Genomic DNA, 23,293 nt, shown 5'->3' with positions numbered 1-23,293 from the left:
AATGGCTCTTTAGCTAATTAAATAAATGAAGTGAAATATCCTTTGACTTTTCTAAAACGATATAAACCTACTGAGTAAAGAAGTATTGCCAATAATAGAACATATAAAAGGCCCCATAATAAGCCAGGAGGGATAGCATGATAAACCAAAGGTTGTCTAAACCCTTCGGTTAATATGTAAAATGGATTGGCGATTGAAGCAATTTGTATGGGTCTAGGCATAGATTCTAAGGTATAAAAAATAGGAGAAACGAACAATATCATCATTAGTAAGTTTGGTAATACAATCGGTAAGTCCCTTAAAAAAACAGAAACGGCTGAAAGAAAAAATCCGAGCCCAAACATAAATAAATACATAATAGCTATAACAGGAAGAATCATTATTGCCTGCCAAGTTGGAGCATTATGATCAAAGAACATGATAATACTTAAAAAACACAAACTTACAAGCAAAGGGACAATGGAAACCAAAACCGATGAAACGGGTAATATTTCCGTTTTAAACGCCATGTTTTTCACTACACCCGAATTAGCGATTACGGAATTGGAGGAATTCAATATTCCCTCACTGATCGCAAGCCACGGGCCATAACCGCTTATTAACCAAATCACGTAAGAAAGAGTCGTGCTGGCCCCTGGTAATTTTGCACGATAAACAAACCCAAAAATAAATGTAAAAATACCGAGCATAATAATAGGGTTTAAAATAGCCCATACTCCTCCTAAAGCGGAGGCCATATAGCGGTCTTTAAGATTAATTTTAAAAAAATTGAAGATCATTCGGTAGTCAGTTTTCTCGAATCCGAACATAGGTTGATTTCCTCATTGAGTAATTTTATTTCAGCTGGATAATGCAGTAATGACATACCACCTTTAGCCATATGGTCATTTTTAACTTCAAAATACCTGGTATAGTAATTCGTTATTTCCCTGTTTTCGACTAACTCCAATTTTACTTGATAGTACCCTTTGTTAAGCGTCAACGAATCCAATGAAAACTTAATCTCTAAAGGCGATGAATGGGAAACATTTGGTCTTGTGAGCTCGCATTGTTCTTGTGATACTTTTAACCCATCCATTCGCTCAATATAAAAGTTAAGATGGGCATTTCCGGAGTTAATTTGTTCAATTAAGATCGTAACAATGAAATTATCTTTGGTATAAAAAACAGTTTGATCATAATCGCTGCCAGCTATCTTCATCGAAACGTGAGCTATTTTATATCGTGCATGAGGTTGAATGATTGCAACCGTTTTCTGAGATTCTTCTAACGCCTGGAGTTGATCTTCTTCACGTATTTTTTTTAGGTAACTTTTTGTGACTTTAACCGGCTCACCATCCATTATAATGGAGCCTTTTTCCAGCCAAAGACACCGATTACACATTGCCTCAATGGTTGCCATCGAATGAGAAACTAGAATAACGATTTTTCCTCGTTGACATATTTCTTTAATTTTATTAGAAGCTTTATTGGCAAAAAAAGCGTCTCCTGCTGAGAGCGCTTCATCAATAATCAATATTTCCGGTTCAATTCCAACGAGCATGGAAAAGGCAAGCCTAGATTTCATTCCAGTGGAATAAGTTTTGATTGGCTTATCTATAAAATCATCTAACTCTGCAAACGCTATGATCTCATCAATAATCCGGTTCACTTCCTCTCTCGTCTTACCTTGAATTTGCCCATCAAGATAAATATTTTCACGTCCGGATAAATCCTCACGTAACCCAAGACCAAGCGTCATAATCGCGGTAACTTTACCGCAAATATTTACCTTTCCGTAGGTTTCTTTGGATACCCCTGCAAGAATAGATAATAAGGTTGATTTGCCAGCACCATTACGACCAATAATGCCAATCGTTTCACCAGAATTAATCTCAAAATTTAGACAATCAAGAACCAGCTTATCCTCATCTGTTAGGGTGCTTTTATTAAAGGTTTTTTGGTAAATTGTATCGCTAAAGTGTTTAAAATATACCTTAGATAATTGTGTGACCTCTATTCTAGGCTGCAACTTCATCTTTCATTCCAATTTCATATTTCCAGGGTAAAACGGTAGCCGCATCTACTTCAGTACCTATTACAGTTAATTTTATTCCATTTCCATAAGTCCAACTTCGTCCTTCAAGTTTTGCAGAATCAAACTTAGGATCTAAGGATTTGATAAATAAATTTAAATAGTAATTACCGGCAACAAGCGGTAGCTTTTTGATATTAATTTGGCAATTATTGTTACCCACTGTCGCTGAAAGAGGAACAAAATCCTCATTTAATAGAATTAACTCCCAACCATACCCTGGGCGAAAGAGATCAATTGAGTAACTAACGGCTATAGGAATAGATTTTTTTAACAAAATGTCGAATTTTATTAAGCAGTCTTTACCACTTTCAAAGGTATACCCACTGGAATCAAGTATAATTTCAGCATATTCTTTCGAAGGTTTCGGCAGATTCAGGTACTGTTGAACTATATTTTCTGAACTTCCATGAGCCATGATACGACCCTTATCTAAAATATAGGACGTTTCGCAGAGTTTAAGCACGGCAGCCCAATCATGAGTCACTAAAATCCCCGAGGCACCATTGGAAAATCGCTCGCGTAACCGTTTCCAGCATTTGGCCTGGAAGTGTTCATCACCTACTGAGAGCAGTTCATCAACCAAATAGATCTTATGTTGCAACTCGGTCGCCGTAGCAAAAAATAATCGCGCAGACATGCCCGATGAATAAGTATAGATAGGCTTGTAAAAATCATCTCCTAATTCCGAAAAGCTCTGAATATTATGAATCAAATCCCGACGTTTTGTCTTATTGACACCATAAACAGATAAATATCGGTCGGCATAACCAAATCCAGTTAAGCGATTATTTCCCATGCCCCCCATTTCAAAAAGACCACTGATTTCTCCATTGGCTTTGACAATCCCTTGTGATGGTAAATAAACTCCGCCAAGGATTCTTAATAAGGTGCTTTTACCGGCGCCATTACGTCCAACAATGCCTATAAATTTACCTTTAGGAACACTTAAATTAATATTTTTTAACGCCGAAAAAGTTTCTAAATGCCCTAATTTATCACGAAAAACAATACGCCAATTCAGGTTTTCATCAAGAATATAAAACTCCTTAGATAATTCCTGACAAAACAGTGCTTTTTCTTGTTCAACGCCTTTCATCATGCAATAAAACCTTGCAGAACTTTATTTTTGTTTTATGATTAGGCGAAATATTAGCATAAGATATCAACCCAAACTATTATTTGGGGGAGTTATTTTAAGAGAAACTTAACTTTCTTTATAACTCTGTACTGGGGTTCCTTCATTAATGAACATTTATGGATTATCACGAATGCATGGGAAATTGATTACTCTGCGTCCCGTTATAGATGAGGATTCGGAACAATACTTCAATTGGATAAATAATAAGGAATTAGTCCTTTATAATGCTAACTACAAACCCGTTTCACGATCGGATCATCAAAAATGGTTTAATGATATTCGAAACAATGAAAGTACAGTAATTTTCTCTATTATTTCCAACCAAACCGGCCAGCTAATTGGTAGTTGCTCTTTGAGGAGTATTAGCCGGCAGCACAAAAATGCTGAGCTACAAATTCGAATTGGAGAAATGGAGTACCAAAACCAAGGATTGGGTAGTGAAGCCATTGATTTGCTCGTTAGTTATGGCTTCACAAAAATACAGTTAAAACGAATTTATTTGTATGTTTTTGCCGACAATATTCGCGCTATTAAAGCCTATGAAAAATGTGGATTCATAGCGGAAGGGACATTAAGAAAAGCCGCTTATATTAATGATAAATTTATTGATTTAAAAATTATGGCAGTTATCAATGAATCGGTTGATTACGAGAATAATGTATCATAAATTTTTTCATAACGTTCTGCACACGCGTCGGCCGAATGCCATTTTACTGCATATTTTCTGCTTTGTTCACCAATTGATTTTCTTAAATCCGCATCAAGAATAAGTTTTTTTAAATTATCGTATACAGTAAGCTCGGTAGCTGATATTAAAGGACATTCATTCAAGCATTCCAATTTATCTTTCTCATCAAACTCAAACTTATTGATATAGCAGATAACCGGTTTTCCAAGCATCATTCCTTCACGAGCATTGGCCCCATAGCGACCATAATTTAACTGGTCAACAATGATATCCGCTTGGGCCTGATAAAAGCGTACCACTTTGTTAGGCTTATCTGTTATGAATATTAACTTAACCTTATAACCTTCCTCTTGAAGTCGCTCTACTGCTCCAACTACAAAAGGGGTACCCTTAATGTTGCGAGTTTCTGTGTTTCTAATATTATAATTACCTACTGCATGATAGATTAAGATCTCTTCCTTTTGCTTTGGAATGACATGCTCCGGGGGTATTTCCAAATCAAGTGCCCAAAATTTTGGATCAAGACACATAGTGATTGGTTCGCGTATAATTTTTTCATTAGACTTCATATGGTCTAATGCTGGAAGGGTTTCCGAAAAAATTAAATCGCAATATTTATGTATTTTCCCCCCCCAGTTTAAATTTTTTTGATCATTACAAACTTCATTATTATCTTGCCAAACACAGCGATCACATACATTAAGCGCATTATCAGCTATCGACCATTGGCCAACCATAGTTTGAGAAGTACCACTATTGCAGCCACTTATTGTATATGCAATTTTATTATTTTGCTGTTTCCACATGATAATATCCGGCGGATCTTCATAATTGATATTTTCAGGATAAAAGCTTAGAAGATCATCGCCAGCAAAATGCATTAATTTAAATCTAGATTTTGCAACTTTAAAAAACCTTTTTATATTTTTCTGAAATATTTGGGGATTTTCATCATATAAGTTTAAATCTTCACCATGATAATAATTTGCATTAATTCCAGTTGTCGGCTCCAAATTTACAACAATCGCGTCCCAACCCCTCTTTCGCAATGCTTGGGCTAAATAATAAAAATGATAGTAACTATGCCGATAAAAAACGACGCTTCGACGCTTTTTTTTAAATAATCTTATTAAACTTTTCATTATATGGTTCAGCCAATATTTACGCGACCAGCAATTTCTAATGTTTTATCATAATTGCTAATAATTATTTTTTTTCGTTGGTCGGCATATTTTATAACTTTTTCTCTAGGATTTAAAGCTTTCTCAGTCCACCATTCGGGATGAGTTAAAACCTGAAGTTGCTTAATGTTTTGGTCATTTAATATATCAATTAATTTTTTATAACGCCAAAAACCGTTTGAATCGGAACAATAATGAATTTTATTTTTAAAATAATCAGAATAGGTATTAATCATCCCTGCATAAATTTCCTCATTAAAATTCATGGCAATTTCATTAGGATTATGAAAAGAAAATACGCTGACCTCCTGCTCAAATAGGCTTTCTAATAAATTTTTTTCAAATTGAAGCCAATAATTTAGTTTGGGTAAAGTATTGATATTGTAATAGGATAAATCAAAATGTAAACCAATGGTGTGACCATACGCAATTATTTGCTTAATTAAGCTATAGGAACTGAAATCTAATGCATTATAAAAATCATTGTGTAAATGAATAAAATAGGTGGAGGATACTTTATGATTATTCTCAATTTTAGCGATTTTTAAAGCTTGCTCTAAGGACATATCAACATCATGTCGCCATACAATAAAATATTCATTATGATAAATTTCATGATACTTTTTAAAAGTAAAATTATTAAGCGCTAATTGTAATAGCCGCTCATATTCAAAAATTGTAAATTCATTCGCTATATAATGATTCATAAATTCCTATTTTTAATAGTCTATTGTTTTCTCTGAGCGATAACTGTAATTCCGGCCGGTTCAACAACATGTCGGATAATTTCTAAAGAAGCCTGATCACACCATCCTTCGACTTCTTCAAATGTATGTCGATGAGCATTACTTGGAGCATACCAATCATAATTTATATGATTCATTTCCTCGAGATCAAGGTCTGGATGATAATATGATTTAAAAATATGCCAATAAAAAAATCGTTGGAGATTAATTTCACCAGCGGGTATATCTAACAAATCGATTTTTTCTGGGATATGAATATTAATATCTAACTCGCCGAGTAGTTTACCCAGTTTTGAAAGCGGTCTCATTGCATTCCAAGCCTCACTGGGGGTCATGGCTTGCATTTTTTCTCGTATATAATCATCAACAAACTCGCGAATAGGGCCTTTTTTATGGTAAATATAAAACATAAAAAAGCCATTTGGTTTTAAATATTCCGATAAAGCCTTAAATGTGCTATGAGTATCATCAGTATGATGCATCACTCCTTCTGAAAAAATAATATCAACTGACATTGGAGGTAAAGGAAGCTGGGTAATATTCCCTTGTATAAATGCTGAATCTGAAAAATTATGTTTTAGGACCCGTTCTTTACATATATCGATTGCAGAAGAAACGTCCACTCCTAAATATCGAATTTTATCAGCATGTTCCTTCCATAGTTCAATAGTAGACATCCCCGCACCGCAACCGGCATCAAGTAAAATTGGCTTGTTTTTAAATTGATTTAGCAATTGAGAAATATCACCATAACGTTCGATTAACCATTGCTTCATACGTGATAGCATTGCTTCAGACTCGAATGTATCTTTTTTTGACCATTTGTATCCAAAAGACTCTTTTGTCTGCTCTTGCTCAGTTGAATAGTTATCCAAAAGTCTCCATACCCCATTATCATATGAGCAAGGAAAGCCCATAATTTTTTTAATTTTATTTAAAGATGGATTAGGGATGCCACATAAACATTTAAACCACTCCGGTACATTATCTGAAATTTGTAGTTCTGTATCGACTTTCTTCTTTGCGACGTCACTCATTATTTTTCCTTTTACAAAATTTTCCGAAATTTAAATGTTAGATCTAGAAAGAACAAATGGTTACTAGGTGCAATTTGCTTAGAGCAGCCAGGTATTTTTTTTGATCCAACACAACGCTATTACTTTTTTTTAGTGGCGAGGCTGCTGACATCTGCGAATAAAATTAATTTATTCTACGCGCGCTTTTTCTATTATTAACTTTTTCCCATCAATAGTTCTTATAAATGCTCCGGGATAAGGAGCGGATTGAGCGCGAATGAAATTATATAGATCCATAGCCGGCATGTTCAAATTAATTTCTCCATCCTCAGGGCTTCTCTGCGGAAATATTTTTATATTTTCTTTTACTTGTGGCGAAAAAGTAATATTTGGATAACGAGAAAGAATATCAATTAATAAAGTCTTTGATACTGAAATTGCTTTATCGTACACATCTTTTATTGAATCCTCATTTTTAATAATAATTTTTCGTTGATCTATGATATCACCATCATCAACGCCTGAGTCTAATCGAAATAAAGTTACACCCGTTTCTTTTTCTCCGTTGATTATGGCCCATACCAAAGGAGCACCGCCGGCATAGTTAGGAAGTAACGAGGCGTGTATACCCCACGCCCCAGTCTTTGCTTTATTTCTTATTTCTTTTGGCACCATATAATACCAACCCATCACCAAAATAAAATCTAGACTAAGTTGTTCAAGAACGTCGGCATATCGTTCAATGGGATTCTTCCCACTTTCAATTTTTTCGATAGGAATACCATGCTCCAAGCATAATGTTTCAAGGTTTGCATAATTATAATTTTTTACTTTTTTGCCTTTAGCATAAGATATTGCAAAATGTTCTGGAATTGTGAAAACCACTTTAGGAATATAATTATTTTCAATTAAATTAATTAAAATTTCTTTGCTAAAATTTGTACAACCTAGAAATATAAAATTCATATTTACTCAATAAATTGCTTTAAGAAAAATTCGAAGTTAATCAGTGACCATAATAGCAAGCGGTTATTTTTCCGACCGGATAAATGATCATACATTTTTTGTTCTATTACATTTTTATCTAAATAACGATGGAGGCATGCGTCTTGAGATAATAGAGTACGCCTAACAAAATTATTGCTATCACCTTTGAACCAAGAGTTATCTGGTGCGGAAAATCCTTGCTTAATAGCTTCCGTATATTCTTCCGGCATAAATTTTTGCAACGCTCGACGTAAAATCAATTTGCCATCATTTGTTTTTTGATAATAGTTACTACCTTTATCCCCGATTGAGTTTTCATCTACCCGCAAAATATTATGCAGTTGATTTAACTTCAAATTCACAGGTATTTTTTGAGAGAAATCCACTAAATCATTATCTAAAAACGGCACCCTAGTTTCTTGAGAGTGCGCCATCGATAGCTTATCTTCGACAACAAGCAAGCCATGTAAGAACGTCTTAGCTTCAAAGTACAAAGAATGATTTATGCTGTCTTGGGGTGAACAGAGTTTTTCTAAAGGTTGCTTAAATACAGATTCAAAAATATCACGAGTCTTAACGTGTGAAACGTTACACCAAATGGGAGAAAATAAATTCTTAATTTCATCCGTAGAGACTAATCGTTGCCAAAATTGATAATATTTATCAATATAATCGTTAAAATTATCATTTTTAACGGCTCGGTAATAACGCCAAGGGTAGCCGCCAAATAATTCATCCCCTCCCGCGCCTGATAAGACCACTTTCACAAATTTACCAGCAAGCTTTGCGGCATAATAGTTGGGGTAACTCTGTCCTACTCGTGGTTCTTCAAGATGCCATGAAAAATTAGATAAACAGCGTTCCATATCTCCTGGTTTCAACACCATTTCATACTGTTCAGTTTTGTAAAGATATGAAAGTAACTCGGATTTGACTCGCTCATCATAGCCAAGCTCCAAGCCTGAAGCATTATTTAAATCAAATCCGATAGTGAATGTCTTAATATAAGGTAAGTGTTTTGCTGCCACGGCAGTAATAGAGCCGCTATCCATTCCGCCGCTTAAAAAGGTTCCAATTTCAACATCACTAACCAGTTGACGAGTTACTGCTCGTTCGAATAAAAAGGTTAATTCTTCTATATACTCTTCTTCTCGTTTGATTTCAGTTGATTCACTAAAATCAAAATCCCAATATTGTTTTTGGATAACTTCAGTATCTTGTTTCAAGCTGATTTCAAGATAATTGCCTGCCGGAAGTAAATGAATGTCATGAAATAAAGTCTTGTCAGTAAAAAAATTCTGGAAAGTAAAGTATTCGAGCAAACCTTCGTGATCCAACGTTGGTTTTTCTTCTAAATAAGCTAAAATAGCCTTTACTTCACTCCCAAAAATAATTTGATTGGAACGAGTTCTATAATAATAAAGCGGTTTTATACCATAACGGTCTCGAACTAAAAAAACCTTATTAAAGGTTTTATCCCATAACGCAAAAGCAAACATCCCATTAAATTTAAAAACAGCCTCTATTCCCCATTCTATATAGGCATTAACCAATACTTCAGAGTCCGTTTCAGAATAAAATTCATAGCCTAATAATAATAGCTCTTGTCTTATTTCTTTGAAATTATAAATTTCACCATTGTAAGTTACCCAAACTCTCTTTGAAATATCGGAAATAGGCTGAAACCCTGAGGAGGATAGATCTAATATTGCCAATCTTCGATGGCCAAAAAATAAATCCCAGCGATGCAGGTGAAGATAATGTTTTGATTGATCATCATCAATACATGGAACCAAACTCATTTCATGGGCATACTTTTTTTCAGTGAACGCTTGAAAATACTGTTGTGAACGTGGATGATGATTTCCTGTTTGTGCTAGGAGGTAGCCCGCACCATCTGGGCCACGATGTTGTATGGCGTCACACATTGACTTTAATCGTTCAGGATGAATACTTTCCCCTGAAAGCGAAATGATGCCGGTTATACCACACACATTAATGCTCCATGAAGATGTTCTATTACATAATCGAATTCATCTTTTGTCATTTGTGCATAAAGAGGCAATGCGATACTTAATCGGTCTGCAGCATAAGCTTGCAAGTAATCGCTATTTTGCAGTTGATAACGCTCTGCATAATAACCCAAGGTATGTACAGCATGAGTTCCCTGACGAGTTGCAATCCCTTTCTCTTCGAGTTTTCTCATTAGTTCATTACGTTTTATGTTTAAGGAGTCAATCGTTTCAATCGTTAAGTTGGTTAGATCGGTTCCTAAGGTAAAAAGAGTCACATAGGATTGATACCCATGAGTATAACCCTCCGCTACAGAGGGTAATTTAAAGGCAGATAGTTGCTTCAAGGCTTCATCATACTGTTTTGCAATATTTCTTCGACCATTCATGATCGATTCGGATTTACGCATTTGGCAAACACCGAGCGCACCTTGAAAATCCGTCATGCGATAATTGTAGCCTCGAAGCGTAAAATCAGGCAGTAAAGACCCCCCTTTTTCTTTATGACGTTCTAGATCCGATTTTGAAGCACCATGGTCGCAAAGTTGGGTGACGAGATTATAAATTGCCTCATCTTGAGTCACTAACATTCCCCCTTCACCCGTAGTAATGGATTTTCTAGGATGAAATGAAAAACAGCCAATATGTCCTACTGTACCAGAATGTCTATTTCCAATCCAAGCGTCAAACCCACACGCTGAATCTTCGACTACATATACGCCATATTGCTGTGCCAGCTGCATAATTGTATCTAGTTCGGCACATAATCCGAAGAGATTAACAGGCATAACGGCTTTAACCTCTGGATCAGAGGCAAGAATCTCGGCCAGTTTTTTGGAATCAATGTTAAATGTATTTAAATCAATGTCACAAAAGACTACCTCAGCACCCGTATATTCAACTGCATTAGCAGAAGCTACATAAGTAAAAGAAGGAACAACCACTTTATCACCAGGCCCTATGCCTAAAGCTACTAAGGCCAGATGTAAGGCTGTGGTGCAATTACTAACCGCTTTTGCATAAGGGGATTGAGTATACTCCGCAAACATTTGCTCGAATTGTTTGACATAGGGTCCTTGAACGACCCAACCTGTTTGTAATGGTTTTATTATCTCTGCTTGCTCTTCAGCATCAAATACGGCTTTGGTGATCGGAATATACTGCATATTGATTCCTTAGTCTTAAACACATTCACTGGATAAATAACTTGATTCAAATTCAAACTTACCGGTTTGCCGCCAATAAATTAATTTGTTCAATCCTTCTTTTAACGAAATATGATATTGAAAACCAAGTTCTTCCTGAGCTTTTTGGGTTGATCCAATTCTATTTTTAACCAGCTGTCGAGCATCGTCTGAGCCATAAGGTTTATATTCCACTTTCATTTCAGAGTGCTTCAAATTCAAGATAAGATCACATAGTTCTCTTATTGTGGTTTGTACTCCCGTGCCAACGTTATAGAATCCATAATCTACAGGAGATACAAGAGCACAGAGATTAGCTTTAGCCACATCTTCTACATAAACAAAATCATAAGCCTGACTTCCATCGCCATTCACCACAGGGGCCTCATGCTTATCAATTTTGTTTAACATAATGGGTATGACACCCGAATACACTGCGTGTTGATCCTGACCTGGTCCATACACATTCATATAACGTAAACCAATAACCTCCAAACCATAACGGTCATGAAACGCTGTACACATGGCTTCGCCAGAGATTTTTGTAGCCCCATAAAAGTTTTTATTATTAAAAGGATGGGATTCTTGCATGGGAACTTCCACGGCATCGCCATATACCGACGCGCTGGATGAATAAATCAACTTTTTTACCTTGTGTTTAACACAGGCTTCCAATACATTAAAAGTTCCTGCGATATTCACATCAAAGGCTGTACGTGGGAAATCCTTACAATGGAGTAACCACATCGCAGCCAAATGGAATACGTAATCTTTGCCTTCGACCGCTTTATCTAAGACATCCACTTCCCGGATATCACCGCCAAATGGGAAGAGGCTACAGCGAGCGTCGTTAAGACAATCATCAATATTAGATAACTTTCCTCGAGCAAAATTATCAAAAATAACGACCTGCTTAACATTCGTCTTTAATAACTCACGGATAACGAAACTACCAATAAACCCTGCGCCGCCAATCACTAAAATTTTTTTACCTTCTAAATTCACATGAACTCCTTACCTAAAGCTTGGGGACTTGGATTGCATAAAAAATTGTCGATCAGTAATTTGGCAAAGCTAAATGAGCTTGTAAAGGCTGGCGATACAGCATTAAGCACATGCGTTTCATTTTCCGTTTTCTTAATCATAAAGTCCATGACCAATTCTTTTTTATGTTTATCAAATAATTGCGGTCTAATTCCAACTTTTGGGCTTCTAATCAAATCTGTTCGTTGAATGCGTGGAATTAGTCGTTGTGCAGAGGATATAAATCCAGCTTTAATAAAGTGTTTTATTTCCTGATGCGTATATAAACGAAACCCCTGATTATTGCATATATACTGCTGGCCAAGACGAGAAAATATTCCCAAGGTTTCTTTAACATTAATACCTTTTAAGCCCATATAATGCTCCCGTCCTAACGCTGGAATGGCTGAGGGCCCAATATAAGTTTTCCCTGAGATTGAGCGCGTGAAATGAATGCCAAGAAACGGCACATTCATATCGGGAACAGGATAAACTAAGTGATTAACTTTAATAGGAGAGTGCGCAGCCAATTCATAATAGATACCTTTAAAAGGGATCATCGTATATTGCTCAGCTATTCTACATTCTTTTGCGATAATATCTGCATATAATCCTGAAGTATTAAATAAATGACCATAAGAAATTACGGCATCTTTGGAAAATACTTTTTTCCTGTTCGTATCAATTTTTCTACAGGGCTGATTAAAATAAAAAACGACTTTTTTCTTAAGTAATTGATGATATAGATGAGCAAGAATTGCTTTCGGATCAATAACTGACGTTTCAGGAGAGTACAATACTTGATTTCCAGTTACCGCGACTTCAGGCTCAATTTTTCTAAGTTCGTGGGCATCTATCAAAGAAACATTGGCACCATTGTGCTGTGCGCGTTGATAAAGGGTTTGTAACATACCCTCATCAGATGGTTTGCTTGGCACAATAATTTTCCCAGTGCGATGAATGGGGAGTTGATGTCGTTCGCAATAAGCAGACATGGCTCTAGCGCCCTGCAAGCACAGTTGGGCTTTTAAACTTCCTTCTTTATAATAGATCCCTGAGTGCAATACGCCACTATTTCGGCCACTGGCATGCAGACCTATTTCTGTTTCTTTTTCAAGAATAACAATATTGGCTTGTGGTTGCCGCTCTCTTAACTCACGCGCCAGACTTAATCCAATGATACCTGCGCCAATGATAATGTAATCGGCGGAAAATGAATTATTTAGCATAAAAGTTTGATAATACGCTCGGCTGCATTACCATGCCCATATAGTCCGCTGGAATTTAATCTTGAAGGGTTTTCCAATGGGATGAAATCAATTAAGGAAAATGGTTTATCGGGTGAGCATAATCGATTCCAGCCGGCATCTATTAATTCCACCCACTCTGTTTCATCCCGTAATGTAATGCATGGGACTTGATTAAAATAAGCCTCTTTTTGGACGCCTCCTGAATCGGTAATAATGGTCGCTGCGTTCTCTTCTAAAGCCAGCATATCGAGATAACCGACTGGCTCAATCAGTTGGATATGATCAACGAGCGATTTCAATAATCCCTGTTTCTCAAGGACTGAGCGGGTTCTTGGATGTAAGGGTACTATAATGTTTGTGACGGTGCTTAACTCAATGAGTGCGGTGCAGATGTTATTTAATCGCTGGGGACAATCTGTATTTTCTGCACGATGAATGGTAGCCAGGCAATAAGACTTGGGTTTTAACGCTAAGTCATCAACGATCGTTTTTCGGTTCGCGTTAAATTCATTGTAATAAAGCGTTGCGTCATACATAACATCTCCCACATTAAAGATGTCTTTTTCGCTTATCCCTTCTTTAATGAGCTGTTGGTATCCATTTTGAGTGGGTGGGAATAAAAGGGTGCTTAGATGGTCGGTCGTCACGCGATTAATTTCTTCAGGCATTTTACGATTAAATGATCGTAAGCCCGCTTCGACATGAGCAATGGGGATATGAAGCTTAGCGGCCGCCAGAGCGCCCGCTAATGTGGAATTGGTATCGCCATAGACTAGTACCCAGTCTGGTTTTTCGTTCAATAAAACGTCTTCGATGGCTGCAAGCATTAGCCCGGTTTGCTTACCATGTAAACCAGAGCCGATATTTAAATTATAAGAGGGCTTTGGAATATCCAGTTCTTCGAAAAACTGCTCTGACATGTTGGCATCATAGTGCTGACCTGTGTGGATAATAATTTCTTTTATATCTGATGTTGATTTAACAATTCTAGATACGGTAGCCGCTTTTATGAACTGAGGTCTTGCTCCGACGATGGTACATAACTTCATGATGTTCCTTTTGATTGTATAGGAAGATTTATTGTTCTTTATACACGCTGGGATTGAGTGGCACTTCGTAAAAACCGTTCTGATCTACCCCACCCTAGCCTATCCCGTCAATGTGAGAGGGATTGTGTAGCCCGGATGAAAGCGCCGCTGTTATCCGGGATTTCTGAGCTTCGAACATCCCGGATTCCGTTTTACTGCATCCGGGCTACGCGAGTTGAGCCACCCCACTGTATTTAAGTTGAACTTTATTATCTTGCTTTATATAGATATCATTCGTAGTTTGGCATTTGGCTATCATTGAGCCATCAGCTTCTTTTGTAAATGTTAACTGCTCTCCAAAACGACTCATCCAGCCAATTTGACGAGCAGGCACTCCAACCATGAGCGCATAAGGAGGAACATCTCGGTTGATAACCGCCCCGGCTCCGATAAAAGCATACTCACCAATGGTTATTCCACAGACAATGGTGCAATTTGCTCCGAGGGTCGCGCCTTTCTTAATGAGGGTATTACGATATTCATCCTTTCGAGAAACGGCCGACCTTGGATTGTATACGTTAGTAAACACCATGCTAGGCCCGCAAAACACCTCATCCTCGATGGTTACGTTATCGTACACGGACACATTGTTTTGAATTTTTACGTTGTTTCCGATGACAACGCGATTACCAACGTAAACATTCTGTCCAAGACTACAGCGTTCGCCGATGTTGGCCCCACTGCTGACATGAACCCAATGCCAAATCCTTGTGCCCTCACCGATTGCGGCACCCTCATCAACAATGGCTGTCTCATGGGCTTGATAAGACATCTTATAACTCCAAGGGCAAATGAATGGTTTGATTATCCCGAGCAGCACGATAAGCCGCGATCAGCAATTCCAAAGATGTTAATCCTTCGCGGCCATCAACTAGAGGCGCTTCTTTGCCTTGAAGGCTATTGATGACATTATCGTAATAAAGTGGATGACCAAATCCGTAAACGGATGTGGTTTGATAGTTGGCTTGTTTTATTTCTTCATCTTCAGGCTGTTCGTCTGCAAATTCCCAGTGCTGGATTTCATTGACTGCGAGTCCTCCGACTCTCACCGTACCCTTCTCACCTAAAATGGTGATTGAACCTTCGAAATTTTTAGGGTAAGTAAGCATGGTAACGTTAACAGAACCCATCGCACCATTGCGCCAGCGGATATTCAGTACGCCAGTATCTTCCGCTTGAATTCTTCGCTCCAACGTTCCCATCATGGCTTGAACGGATTGAACGGGGCCTAATAGCCAGTGGATTAAATCAATATAATGACTGGCTTGATTCATAAATGAACCACCATCAAGCTCCCAAGTGCCACGCCATCCACCCCCTTGATCATAATAATCCTGAGGCCTGGTCCAAAAAACGTTGATGTTCGCCATGTAGATTTTACCGAAACGACCGCTATCCACTGCTTTTTTCAACAGTTGTAACGTCGCATTGAGTCGATTTTGTTTAACTACAAATAAACGTACACCAGCATCGTCACAGGCTCGCACCATTTGCAAACCATCCTGCCAGCGAGTGGCCATTGGCTTTTCTGTGATTACATGACGACCACTTTCAGCGATCTTGATCGTCTGGGTGGAGTGAAGACCGCTTGGCGTACAAAGAGTTACAATATCCGCATTGGAATACTGTAACAGTTCATCAAGACTGGAATATCCATCAACCCCATACTCTTCCGTTGCAATTCGGAGTGCTGAAGGATCGGTATCACACACAGCGGATAAATGAAGTCGATCGTCATGCTGCTTAATGGCTTGTAAGTGATTTTTTGAAATCCTTCCACAACCGACCAAAGCAATGTTTATTTCCCGATCATTTATAAACCAAGGTGATTTTGTCATGCTTAAGCACTCACTATATTGTCTTGTTTAAATTGCTTGAAAGCGCCTCTGGTATCGATAATTAAGTTTGCGTTGGCCGCTATCCATTCATAATCAAACGCGCGATGAGCGGTCGTTAGTATAACGCAATCAAATCCACGCAATGTTTCAGCGGTTAATTCAATACTATGTAGATCAAAATGGTGGGCGCGCATCGCAGGAAACACAGGAACATGGGGATCAGAGTACGATACTTCAGCGCCTTTCGCTTGTAAAAGCTCCATAACTTCAATTGAGGGAGATTCACGCATGTCATCCACATCACGCTTATACGCAATGCCTAAGATTAAAATTTTGCTGTTTTTAATGGCGCGTTCTCGAGCATTTAAAGCGTCGCTCACTTTGTGCACCACCCAACGCGGCATGCTGCTGTTAATTTCACCTGCGAGCTCGATAAATCGAGTATGAAGTCCATACTCTCGAGCTTTCCAAGTAAGATAAAAAGGATCGATTGGTATGCAATGGCCGCCAATTCCAGGCCCCGGATAATACGGAACAAAGCCGAAGGGTTTTGTAGCCGCTGCATCAATGACTTCGTAAATATCAATATCCATTTTATCCGCGAGGACTTTCATTTCATTAGCTAGGCCAATGTTGACTGAGCGATGAATATTTTCCAAAAGCTTCGTCATTTCGGCAACTTTTGCTGAAGACACTTTGACTACGGTTTCAATGACGGCAGAGTATAAGGTAAACCCTGCTTCAGAGCAGGACTCTGTATCGCCGCCACAGACTTTGGGAATGGTGGATGTGGTGAAATGGGCATTGCCTGGATCTTCTCGTTCAGGAGAGTAAACCAGAAACACATCGTCACCAATTTTTAAACCCGTGCTTTCAATTCTTGGCTTCAGCTCTTCTTCGGTTGTTCCTGGGTAGGTTGTACTCTCTAAGGAAATAAGCTGGCCCGCTCTTAAGTGAGGTAGCAATGCATCGATGGTTTGCAATACAAAACTTAAATCCGGCTCTCGGTATTTATCAAGCGGGGTTGGTACGCACAAAATAAGCGCATCGGCTTCTTCTGCCTTTGAGAAATCCGAAGTAGCAATAATCCTGTTTTGTACTGCTGCAATTCGCGCTGATGAAATGTGCTGAATGTAGGATTTTCCTTGATTGAGCGATTCGTTTTTTCGTTCATCCACATCAATCCCAATCACTCGGTACCCGACTTCTGCAAATCGTAACATCAGAGGTAAGCCGACATATCCTAAACCTACAATACCAATAATGGCTTCTTTGTTAGTTATTTTTTCTTTGAAGCTCGTTAACATGATTTATTCCTTTGAATTTAAGTCACAAAACCTTTTTACTTCACGTGGTTAGCACTCTATTCGTATTTTCTCAAAGATTGCTTTTTTCCCTCATCCGCCCCCCGCTTACCCATCTTCAATTCCAATGGATACAATCCAACGTTAGCACACTCTTACTATGCTGTTGCCATTGTCTCTGACAGAACCGCCTCCAAAGCTGTGCAAACTTTTTTCTGTTCATCCAACGTTAAATAAGGATGCATGGGAAGACTCATCACCCGACTGGCTGCGTGCTCCGTGTTAGGAAACGATTGCTCTCCTGGATAGAGAGATTTAAAGATAGGTTGCTCATGCAATCCAACAGGATAATGCACCGCAGTCGGTATACCTCTATCATGTAATTTGCTTTGCACATCCTCTCGATTCGAAACTTCGATTGTATACTGAGCATAAACGCTACGATTATGCGCCAGAACGCTTGGTTTTTTAATTTCTTTAGGAAGAAGCGTTTGATATCGTTGTGCAACTTCTTGGCGAAGTTGTACTTCCTCTGGGAAAAGAGCTAATTTCTCAAGCAAAATCGCCGCTTGAATCGTATCAAGTCGACCATTAATTCCAAGACTGGTGTGATAGTAACGCTTAGACTGCCCGTGAGTACGGATTTCATTCATTCTTCTCGCAAGTTCTGCGTCATTCGTAAAACAAGCACCACCATCTCCATAACACCCCAAAGGCTTTGAGGGGAAAAAGCTAGTGCAACCAATGGTGGTTAAACCACAGGATTGTTGTCCTTTATAAGTTGCACCAAAACTTTGCGCACCATCTTCGATAACTGGGAGATTATACTGGTTTGCAATGGCGTTAATTTCATCAAAATCAGCGCATTGTCCATAAAGACTCACAGGCATGATAGCCTTGGTTTTATTCGTAATGGCCGCTTCAATTTTAGAAACGTCAATGTTATAAGTCGATTCATTGATATCAACAAATACAGGCTTAGCTCCTAAAAGCGCAATCACCTCCGCGGTCGCAAAAAAACTAAATGGAGTGGTTATGACTTCATCACCCGCTTTGACGCCTAAGGCCATAAGGGCCATTAACAACGCATCCGTTCCACTAGAAACTGCAAGCGCGTATTCAACCCCGACGTATTTTGCAAGCGATTGTTCTAGCTCAGCAATTTCTGGCCCCATGATGAATGCACCGTGATTTAATACGGTTTTAAACCGTTCAATAAGGCGGTGCTCAATGCGATTTGATTGCGCTTTAAGATCGATGAATTGCATAGCTTCTCTCAAAAATATTGTTTTAATTCAGGAATATAGCGCTGATGGGCTTTTATACAACGCTTGATAGTATCCATGTTATTTTTTGTCCATTCAATGGTTTTTTGTAAGCCTTCTGGTAAAGAAACCTGCGCTTTGAAACCTAGTTCACGTTCCGATTTGCTCGTATCCCCATGTCGCTTGCCTGAGCGGTCCCAATTTCGAGCGGGCATGCTTGCAATGTCTACTGGATTGCCACTAATTTCATTAATGAGCATAGCAAGATCTCTAATGGAAGTTTCAACTCCAGAGGCAATATTATAAACGCCTCCACTTTTTCCGCGCAATGCACAGGCGATAAGGCCTTCAGCAATATCATCCACATAAATAAAATCGCGGGTTGCAATGCCATTATTTTCTAAAGGCAACGCTTCATGATGTAGCGCTTTAAAAATAAAGGTAGGTGTTACATTCCGCCATACGGTATTGGCATTACCTCGCCATTGGCCAGCACCTAATATTTCACCTGGGCCGTATACATTTTGAAATCGGGCTTTTACAAAAGGCATGTTATAGCGCATGAAATAGTAATTGCCATAAAATTCGCCAAAAATTTTCGACATCTGATAAGGACTATCCAGATAGAGTGAAACATCTTCTTGCTCAACCGTCGCTTCCGCATGGTCAAATGTTTTTTTGGCAACGGTGCAACCGGCGGATGAATAGACTACTTTTTCTAACGATTTAAATTTACTGATTCGGTCAAATAGTTTTAAACTGGTCAATGTATTATTTTCATGATCTTTTAGAGGATCTTCAATGGAACTTTGATTACCGTGGTACGTTGCTAAATGAAACACGTAATCGGTATCTTCTGGTAAGTTATATAAAATCTTATCTTCGGTAATAGACCCGTGTATGAATTCAAGATGATTATGATTGGGAACACGTGCAATATCTGCTGACAAAAGATTGTCCACAACCAATACTTTTTTGGCATCACGCTCAAGAAGCATGTTGGTTAATGTGCTTCCAACAAATCCGGCCCCACCAACGACCAGTATTTTTTTACCTGAAAATTCCGCCATTATCCATTCCTACGTTTAATTAATGTTTGTAAATATGTAATTATTTGCAACAGCTCCGAGCAACTAGAGTCTTACACTATACTCCTACTTAACCCCATTCGTTTTAGCGGCCTTTCTAGATGGCCCGAATAAATCGGGCCACGTAGGGGGGGTGGTACTAGCCTTCTGTGAGACCACAATATACTTTCTATACCACCTACTTCCTATACCACCTACTTGGCCTGACTTGTTCAGGCCACCTCCTCAGCGTAAATAAATCAGGCCATGTAAGAAGCTGCCATATTTTTTTGAGCTAGTTATGCTACCTCTGGCTCTTCCACAGCGGCACGAAGGTGCGTAAATGTTTGCTCAATACCGTATTGCTTATAATATTCGATTGCAGCTTTTACGCCTTCGGTTAATGGTGTTTTAACTTCCCATGAAAAATCTTTATTGGTACGAGAAGGATCAAGTAGGATTGTAAACGCATCATCTGGATGTCGCTCACGAACTTCGACTTCTTTATCTAGCGTAATATTTAACGCATCTAACGTAGCGTCAAACAATTCTTTAATTGAATAGTCGCTTCCTGAAGAAATATGATAATAACCCTGGCCTTTTCCATCCACTGCTTTTTCAACGCAGTTGACTAAATCTTGGATATAGACAAAATCACGTCTTGTATCCATGACAAAACAAGGTTTATTGGAAGTTAGGCGATGATAAAAAGTAGGCAAAGGACCACTGATATTTCTAGGGCCATAAGCATTGGCCAAACGGAATGACACGAAGCTTAAACCTGATAACTCGACGTAGTGTTCTGCAGCGGTTTTACTGATCGCATAACTGCTTCCACGAGCATCGAAGTGATGTTCTAGAGTCACTGGTTGTTCTTTGGGATTTAAGCCATAGCAAAGAGCGGTTTGGAAATAGACCAGACGTTCACAGCCTGCTTTTTTAGCCGCTGAAACAACGTTTACGGTACCTAAAACGTTCGTTTGACAATCTTCAACCCAGTTATCAGGATCTTTATAGGAAGCGGCCGCGTGAACCACAACATCGGGTTTAAACTGTGTAAACATTCGCTCCATTGCTTCTGTATCGGCAATGCTTGCTTCAATCACTTCTAAATTTTTATGAGATTTTAAATTATCCCGTCTTCCCGTACTGAAATTATCGATAACCAAAACCTGATCATTTCTTGCGAGCAAGCGATCAGCCAAATGGGACCCTACAAACCCAGAACCTCCGGTAATTAAGACTTTCATTTCTATCTCCTCATTAGTAATTTTTTTGTGTTGCAAATTCAACCTATCATACAAGCTCATTGGCAATGTGCCTTGAATGCTCAATTTTATTTTTATTGCTTAACATTGATTTAAATCGATGGGACTGATCGTGAAACTGCTGCTGCCAGATTTCATAACACAAAAATCCCCAAACCTTACGACTAAATTTTCCTGTTTTGTCAAAATTTTGAATTATTTTTTTATAATCAATAAATCCTTCCGTCCTGGAGCATCCTGCAGAAAGGATATCGTAAATATACTCCTTCAGCTCACCATGCATCCATTCAGATAGCGGCACTGGAAAGCCCATTTTATCCTTACGATTAACAATTGGTGATGGAAGAACATCCGAATAGGTTTGCTTCAGCAAATGCTTCATGCGTCCATCTTTAAATTTAATGTTTGCAGGGATAGTCGCCATGAATTCAATTAATGGCGTATACAAAAAGGGAACCCTAGCTTCAAGACCATGAGCCATGCTGACGCGATCTTCCACATGAAGCAATCCAGGAAGCAAACATTTGAAATCAAAATGCGTCATGCCGTCGAAATAGGACTCCGCTTTTTCAAATTTAGCGGTATTAAAAACATTCAAAAACTGGCTATAAACCTGATCGCGCTCGGCAGCGGTCAATGCCACTTCACCATCCAAATCAGCTCCGCGATCAATCAATGAAAAATAGCGCTTTTCCAAAGGCTCAAATAATCCATCGCTCCAGAAACGCTTGAGTAAGGGCTTATAAGCATTGAGTACCTCTAAGTTCGGAATAATCGATTCTGCGGTAACAACGAAGTTTCCTTTTTTATACTTACCCTCAATAGCGGCCTTCATGCATTGTTCAAAATACGCCATCACATAACGTGCGTAGCCGCCAAATATTTCATCGCCGCCTTGTCCTCCCAGTACAACTTTCACCTGTTGGGCGGCCATTTCCGAAACCATGTATTGAGGAAACACACCAGGACCTGCGACTGGAAAATCCATGTGATAAATAATATTACTGAAATGCGCTTGAAACTCTTGTGAGGTTATATCGCGCACATGAAGCTTCGTACCGCATTTTTGCGCAGCATATTGAGCGTATTCACTTTCGTCATAAGATTTATCCTCAAGAAATCGCCCATGGAAAAAGGGAAGCGATTGATTTTTTTCTTGGGTAGCCAAAATGCCGATAAGACTTGAATCCACACCACCACTAACATAAGCGCCTAAATTAACATCGGCGCGAAGATGCACTTGAATTGACTCATTCATTATTTCTTCAAGACGATTGGCGAAGTAAGTTTGTGTATGATCGTAGTCAATATGATAATGAACATCCCAATAACGCCAGATTTTCTGCTTGTCCGGGGTAATCAGCATTGCATGAGCAGGCTCTAACTGCAGTACATCGCAAAAAAGAGTTTCCTCACCCATAGGATATTGGAACGTAATGTATTCAACAAACGCTTTTCGATTCGTTTTTATTTCAGGAAGAAATGGCATTAAGGCTTTACTTTCAGAAGCAAAGATAAATTCATTGCCAAGTTTGGCGTAATAAAAAGGCTTAATCCCGAATTGATCGCGTGCGCAGAAGAGCTTTTCACCATCCCAAATCGCAAAAGCAAACATTCCTTTAAAATGTTTTACGCATTCTACGCCAAACACTTTATAAGCAGCGAGAATGACTTCAGTATCTGAATTTGTTGTAAACGTCCAGTGAGAGGATAAAGATTTTCTAAGCTCAATGTGATTATATAATTCACCGTTATAAACGATAACCTCTCCATTTGGAGCAATCATAGGCTGGTGAGCATGAACGGACAAATCGATAATGCTTAACCTGCGATGGGCTAGACCAATGCTTTGATGTTTATCAGTCCAAATGCCTTCATCATCCGGGCCACGATGGGCAAGCAACGCATTCATAACGGAAAGTTTATTGACCAGATTATCAATTGTTGTTTTTTTTATATTGAATATACCTGCTATCCCACACATAGGACCAATTCCATTAAATTATAATCAAAATTTCCATTATAAATGACGGAGTTACAATCTATTAGGTTACTCAGTCAGACCTTTTGCTAGAGGAAATCACCGTCAGTATAACGTATTCTAAATACTCGCGAGATACTATCAAGGGTACTTGCTTTAGTCAAATTCTAAACGATTTAA

Annotated in this window: 20 protein-coding genes; 1 reads left to right on the top strand and 19 read right to left on the bottom strand. The window is 38.5% G+C overall.

The annotated features are described in order from the left end of the window. Positions 1-17 precede the first annotated feature (17 nt). From E1O47_RS02040 to E1O47_RS02030, 3 genes are read right to left on the bottom strand one after another with little or no spacing between them, the layout of a single operon-like run. Positions 18-779 (bottom strand): ABC transporter permease, encoded by a 762-nt coding sequence (locus E1O47_RS02040; protein WP_278025353.1) that lies wholly within the window; start codon positions 777-779, stop codon positions 18-20. Next, positions 776-2,017: an ABC transporter ATP-binding protein gene (locus E1O47_RS02035; RefSeq protein WP_133129600.1), complete on the bottom strand. Its 1,242-nt coding sequence runs from the start codon at positions 2,015-2,017 to the stop codon at positions 776-778. Before E1O47_RS02035 ends, E1O47_RS02040 begins: the two co-directional genes overlap by 4 nt. Next, a complete protein-coding gene (locus E1O47_RS02030) occupies positions 2,001-3,176 on the bottom strand; it encodes an ABC transporter ATP-binding protein (RefSeq protein WP_133129599.1) in 1,176 nt (391 codons plus the stop codon). Before E1O47_RS02030 ends, E1O47_RS02035 begins: the two co-directional genes overlap by 17 nt. Before the next feature lie 169 nt (positions 3,177-3,345). On the opposite strand from E1O47_RS02030, the gene E1O47_RS02025 reads away from it, so the two are divergent. Then, positions 3,346-3,882, top strand: a complete 537-nt coding sequence (locus E1O47_RS02025; protein ID WP_165475021.1) for a GNAT family N-acetyltransferase — start codon at positions 3,346-3,348, stop codon at positions 3,880-3,882. On the opposite strand, the gene E1O47_RS02020 is transcribed toward E1O47_RS02025, so the two are convergent. The 16 genes from E1O47_RS02020 to asnB (E1O47_RS01945) form a co-directional block, all read right to left on the bottom strand. Continuing rightward, complete coding sequence (locus E1O47_RS02020) at positions 3,861-5,045, bottom strand: glycosyltransferase (protein ID WP_133129597.1); 1,185 nt, start codon at positions 5,043-5,045, stop codon at positions 3,861-3,863. The two genes, E1O47_RS02025 and E1O47_RS02020, sit on opposite strands and share 22 nt — an antisense overlap. Before the next feature lie 8 nt (positions 5,046-5,053). After that, positions 5,054-5,791, bottom strand: coding sequence for a polysaccharide deacetylase family protein (locus tag E1O47_RS02015; protein WP_133129596.1), 738 nt, complete (start codon positions 5,789-5,791; stop codon positions 5,054-5,056). Positions 5,792-5,811: 20 nt separating this feature from the next. Continuing rightward, positions 5,812-6,867, bottom strand: a complete 1,056-nt coding sequence (locus E1O47_RS02010; protein ID WP_242601964.1) for a class I SAM-dependent methyltransferase — start codon at positions 6,865-6,867, stop codon at positions 5,812-5,814. A 168-nt stretch (positions 6,868-7,035) separates the two neighbouring features. Continuing rightward, positions 7,036-7,812 carry a methionyl-tRNA formyltransferase gene (locus tag E1O47_RS02005; RefSeq protein ID WP_133129595.1) on the bottom strand — a complete coding sequence of 259 codons (777 nt, stop codon included), beginning with the start codon at positions 7,810-7,812 and terminating at the stop codon, positions 7,036-7,038. Between the two features lie 2 nt (positions 7,813-7,814). Continuing rightward, positions 7,815-9,827 (bottom strand): asparagine synthase (glutamine-hydrolyzing), encoded by a 2,013-nt coding sequence (gene asnB / locus E1O47_RS02000; RefSeq protein ID WP_133129594.1) that lies wholly within the window; start codon positions 9,825-9,827, stop codon positions 7,815-7,817. Then, a complete protein-coding gene (locus E1O47_RS01995; RefSeq protein WP_133129593.1) occupies positions 9,815-11,011 on the bottom strand; it encodes a DegT/DnrJ/EryC1/StrS family aminotransferase in 1,197 nt (398 codons plus the stop codon). The genes asnB (E1O47_RS02000) and E1O47_RS01995 overlap by 13 nt, the downstream gene beginning before the upstream one ends. A gap of 15 nt (positions 11,012-11,026) precedes the next feature. Next, positions 11,027-12,034: an NAD-dependent epimerase/dehydratase family protein gene (locus E1O47_RS01990; RefSeq protein WP_133129592.1), complete on the bottom strand. Its 1,008-nt coding sequence runs from the start codon at positions 12,032-12,034 to the stop codon at positions 11,027-11,029. Then, complete coding sequence (gene lhgO, locus E1O47_RS01985) at positions 12,031-13,281, bottom strand: L-2-hydroxyglutarate oxidase (protein WP_133129591.1); 1,251 nt, start codon at positions 13,279-13,281, stop codon at positions 12,031-12,033. The genes E1O47_RS01990 and lhgO overlap by 4 nt, the downstream gene beginning before the upstream one ends. Then, positions 13,275-14,351, bottom strand: coding sequence for a non-hydrolyzing UDP-N-acetylglucosamine 2-epimerase (gene wecB / locus E1O47_RS01980; protein WP_133129590.1), 1,077 nt, complete (start codon positions 14,349-14,351; stop codon positions 13,275-13,277). The genes lhgO and wecB overlap by 7 nt, the downstream gene beginning before the upstream one ends. Before the next feature lie 205 nt (positions 14,352-14,556). Continuing rightward, complete coding sequence (locus E1O47_RS01975) at positions 14,557-15,162, bottom strand: DapH/DapD/GlmU-related protein (RefSeq protein WP_133129589.1); 606 nt, start codon at positions 15,160-15,162, stop codon at positions 14,557-14,559. A gap of 1 nt (position 15,163) precedes the next feature. After that, the gene (locus E1O47_RS01970) at positions 15,164-16,228 is read right to left on the bottom strand and encodes a Gfo/Idh/MocA family protein (RefSeq protein ID WP_133129588.1); all 1,065 of its coding nucleotides are present in this window, start codon (positions 16,226-16,228) and stop codon (positions 15,164-15,166) included. A 2-nt stretch (positions 16,229-16,230) separates the two neighbouring features. Beyond that, positions 16,231-17,535: a nucleotide sugar dehydrogenase gene (locus tag E1O47_RS01965; protein ID WP_133129587.1), complete on the bottom strand. Its 1,305-nt coding sequence runs from the start codon at positions 17,533-17,535 to the stop codon at positions 16,231-16,233. A gap of 155 nt (positions 17,536-17,690) precedes the next feature. After that, positions 17,691-18,800 carry a DegT/DnrJ/EryC1/StrS family aminotransferase gene (locus tag E1O47_RS01960; protein WP_133129586.1) on the bottom strand — a complete coding sequence of 370 codons (1,110 nt, stop codon included), beginning with the start codon at positions 18,798-18,800 and terminating at the stop codon, positions 17,691-17,693. A gap of 8 nt (positions 18,801-18,808) precedes the next feature. Further along, positions 18,809-19,867, bottom strand: a complete 1,059-nt coding sequence (locus E1O47_RS01955; RefSeq protein WP_133129585.1) for an NAD-dependent epimerase/dehydratase family protein — start codon at positions 19,865-19,867, stop codon at positions 18,809-18,811. 296 nt (positions 19,868-20,163) lie between these two features. Beyond that, a complete protein-coding gene (locus tag E1O47_RS01950; RefSeq protein ID WP_133129584.1) occupies positions 20,164-21,114 on the bottom strand; it encodes an NAD-dependent epimerase/dehydratase family protein in 951 nt (316 codons plus the stop codon). A gap of 46 nt (positions 21,115-21,160) precedes the next feature. Continuing rightward, a complete protein-coding gene (asnB, locus tag E1O47_RS01945) occupies positions 21,161-23,116 on the bottom strand; it encodes an asparagine synthase (glutamine-hydrolyzing) (RefSeq protein WP_133129583.1) in 1,956 nt (651 codons plus the stop codon). Positions 23,117-23,293 lie beyond the last annotated feature (177 nt).

Origin of the sequence: Legionella yabuuchiae (genome assembly GCF_900640115.1) — a bacterium.
GTDB classification, from domain to species: Bacteria; Pseudomonadota; Gammaproteobacteria; order Legionellales; family Legionellaceae; genus Legionella_A; species Legionella_A yabuuchiae.
The sequence above is the reverse complement of the archived record's forward strand: the minus strand, read 5'-3'. Positions and strand labels throughout refer to the sequence as shown.

What these genes read in the sequence shown, in the direction of transcription:
- E1O47_RS01950 (WP_133129584.1), bottom strand. Translation starts at nt 21,114, where the DNA reads ATGAAAGTCTTAATTACCGGAGGTTCTGGGTTTGTAGGGTCCCATTTG.
- E1O47_RS02005 (WP_133129595.1), bottom strand. Translation starts at nt 7,812, where the DNA reads ATGAATTTTATATTTCTAGGTTGTACAAATTTTAGCAAAGAAATTTTA.
- E1O47_RS02040 (WP_278025353.1), bottom strand. Translation starts at nt 779, where the DNA reads ATGATCTTCAATTTTTTTAAAATTAATCTTAAAGACCGCTATATGGCC.
- wecB (WP_133129590.1), bottom strand. Translation starts at nt 14,351, where the DNA reads ATGAAGTTATGTACCATCGTCGGAGCAAGACCTCAGTTCATAAAAGCG.
- E1O47_RS02035 (WP_133129600.1), bottom strand. Translation starts at nt 2,017, where the DNA reads ATGAAGTTGCAGCCTAGAATAGAGGTCACACAATTATCTAAGGTATAT.
- E1O47_RS01970 (WP_133129588.1), bottom strand. Translation starts at nt 16,228, where the DNA reads ATGACAAAATCACCTTGGTTTATAAATGATCGGGAAATAAACATTGCT.
- E1O47_RS02030 (WP_133129599.1), bottom strand. Translation starts at nt 3,176, where the DNA reads ATGATGAAAGGCGTTGAACAAGAAAAAGCACTGTTTTGTCAGGAATTA.
- E1O47_RS02015 (WP_133129596.1), bottom strand. Translation starts at nt 5,791, where the DNA reads ATGAATCATTATATAGCGAATGAATTTACAATTTTTGAATATGAGCGG.
- E1O47_RS01995 (WP_133129593.1), bottom strand. Translation starts at nt 11,011, where the DNA reads ATGCAGTATATTCCGATCACCAAAGCCGTATTTGATGCTGAAGAGCAA.
- asnB (WP_133129583.1), bottom strand. Translation starts at nt 23,116, where the DNA reads ATGTGTGGGATAGCAGGTATATTCAATATAAAAAAAACAACAATTGAT.
- lhgO (WP_133129591.1), bottom strand. Translation starts at nt 13,281, where the DNA reads ATGCTAAATAATTCATTTTCCGCCGATTACATTATCATTGGCGCAGGT.
- E1O47_RS01975 (WP_133129589.1), bottom strand. Translation starts at nt 15,162, where the DNA reads ATGTCTTATCAAGCCCATGAGACAGCCATTGTTGATGAGGGTGCCGCA.
- E1O47_RS02010 (WP_242601964.1), bottom strand. Translation starts at nt 6,867, where the DNA reads ATGAGTGACGTCGCAAAGAAGAAAGTCGATACAGAACTACAAATTTCA.
- E1O47_RS02025 (WP_165475021.1), top strand. Translation starts at nt 3,346, where the DNA reads ATGCATGGGAAATTGATTACTCTGCGTCCCGTTATAGATGAGGATTCG.
- E1O47_RS01960 (WP_133129586.1), bottom strand. Translation starts at nt 18,800, where the DNA reads ATGCAATTCATCGATCTTAAAGCGCAATCAAATCGCATTGAGCACCGC.
- E1O47_RS01965 (WP_133129587.1), bottom strand. Translation starts at nt 17,535, where the DNA reads ATGTTAACGAGCTTCAAAGAAAAAATAACTAACAAAGAAGCCATTATT.
- E1O47_RS02020 (WP_133129597.1), bottom strand. Translation starts at nt 5,045, where the DNA reads ATGAAAAGTTTAATAAGATTATTTAAAAAAAAGCGTCGAAGCGTCGTT.
- E1O47_RS01955 (WP_133129585.1), bottom strand. Translation starts at nt 19,867, where the DNA reads ATGGCGGAATTTTCAGGTAAAAAAATACTGGTCGTTGGTGGGGCCGGA.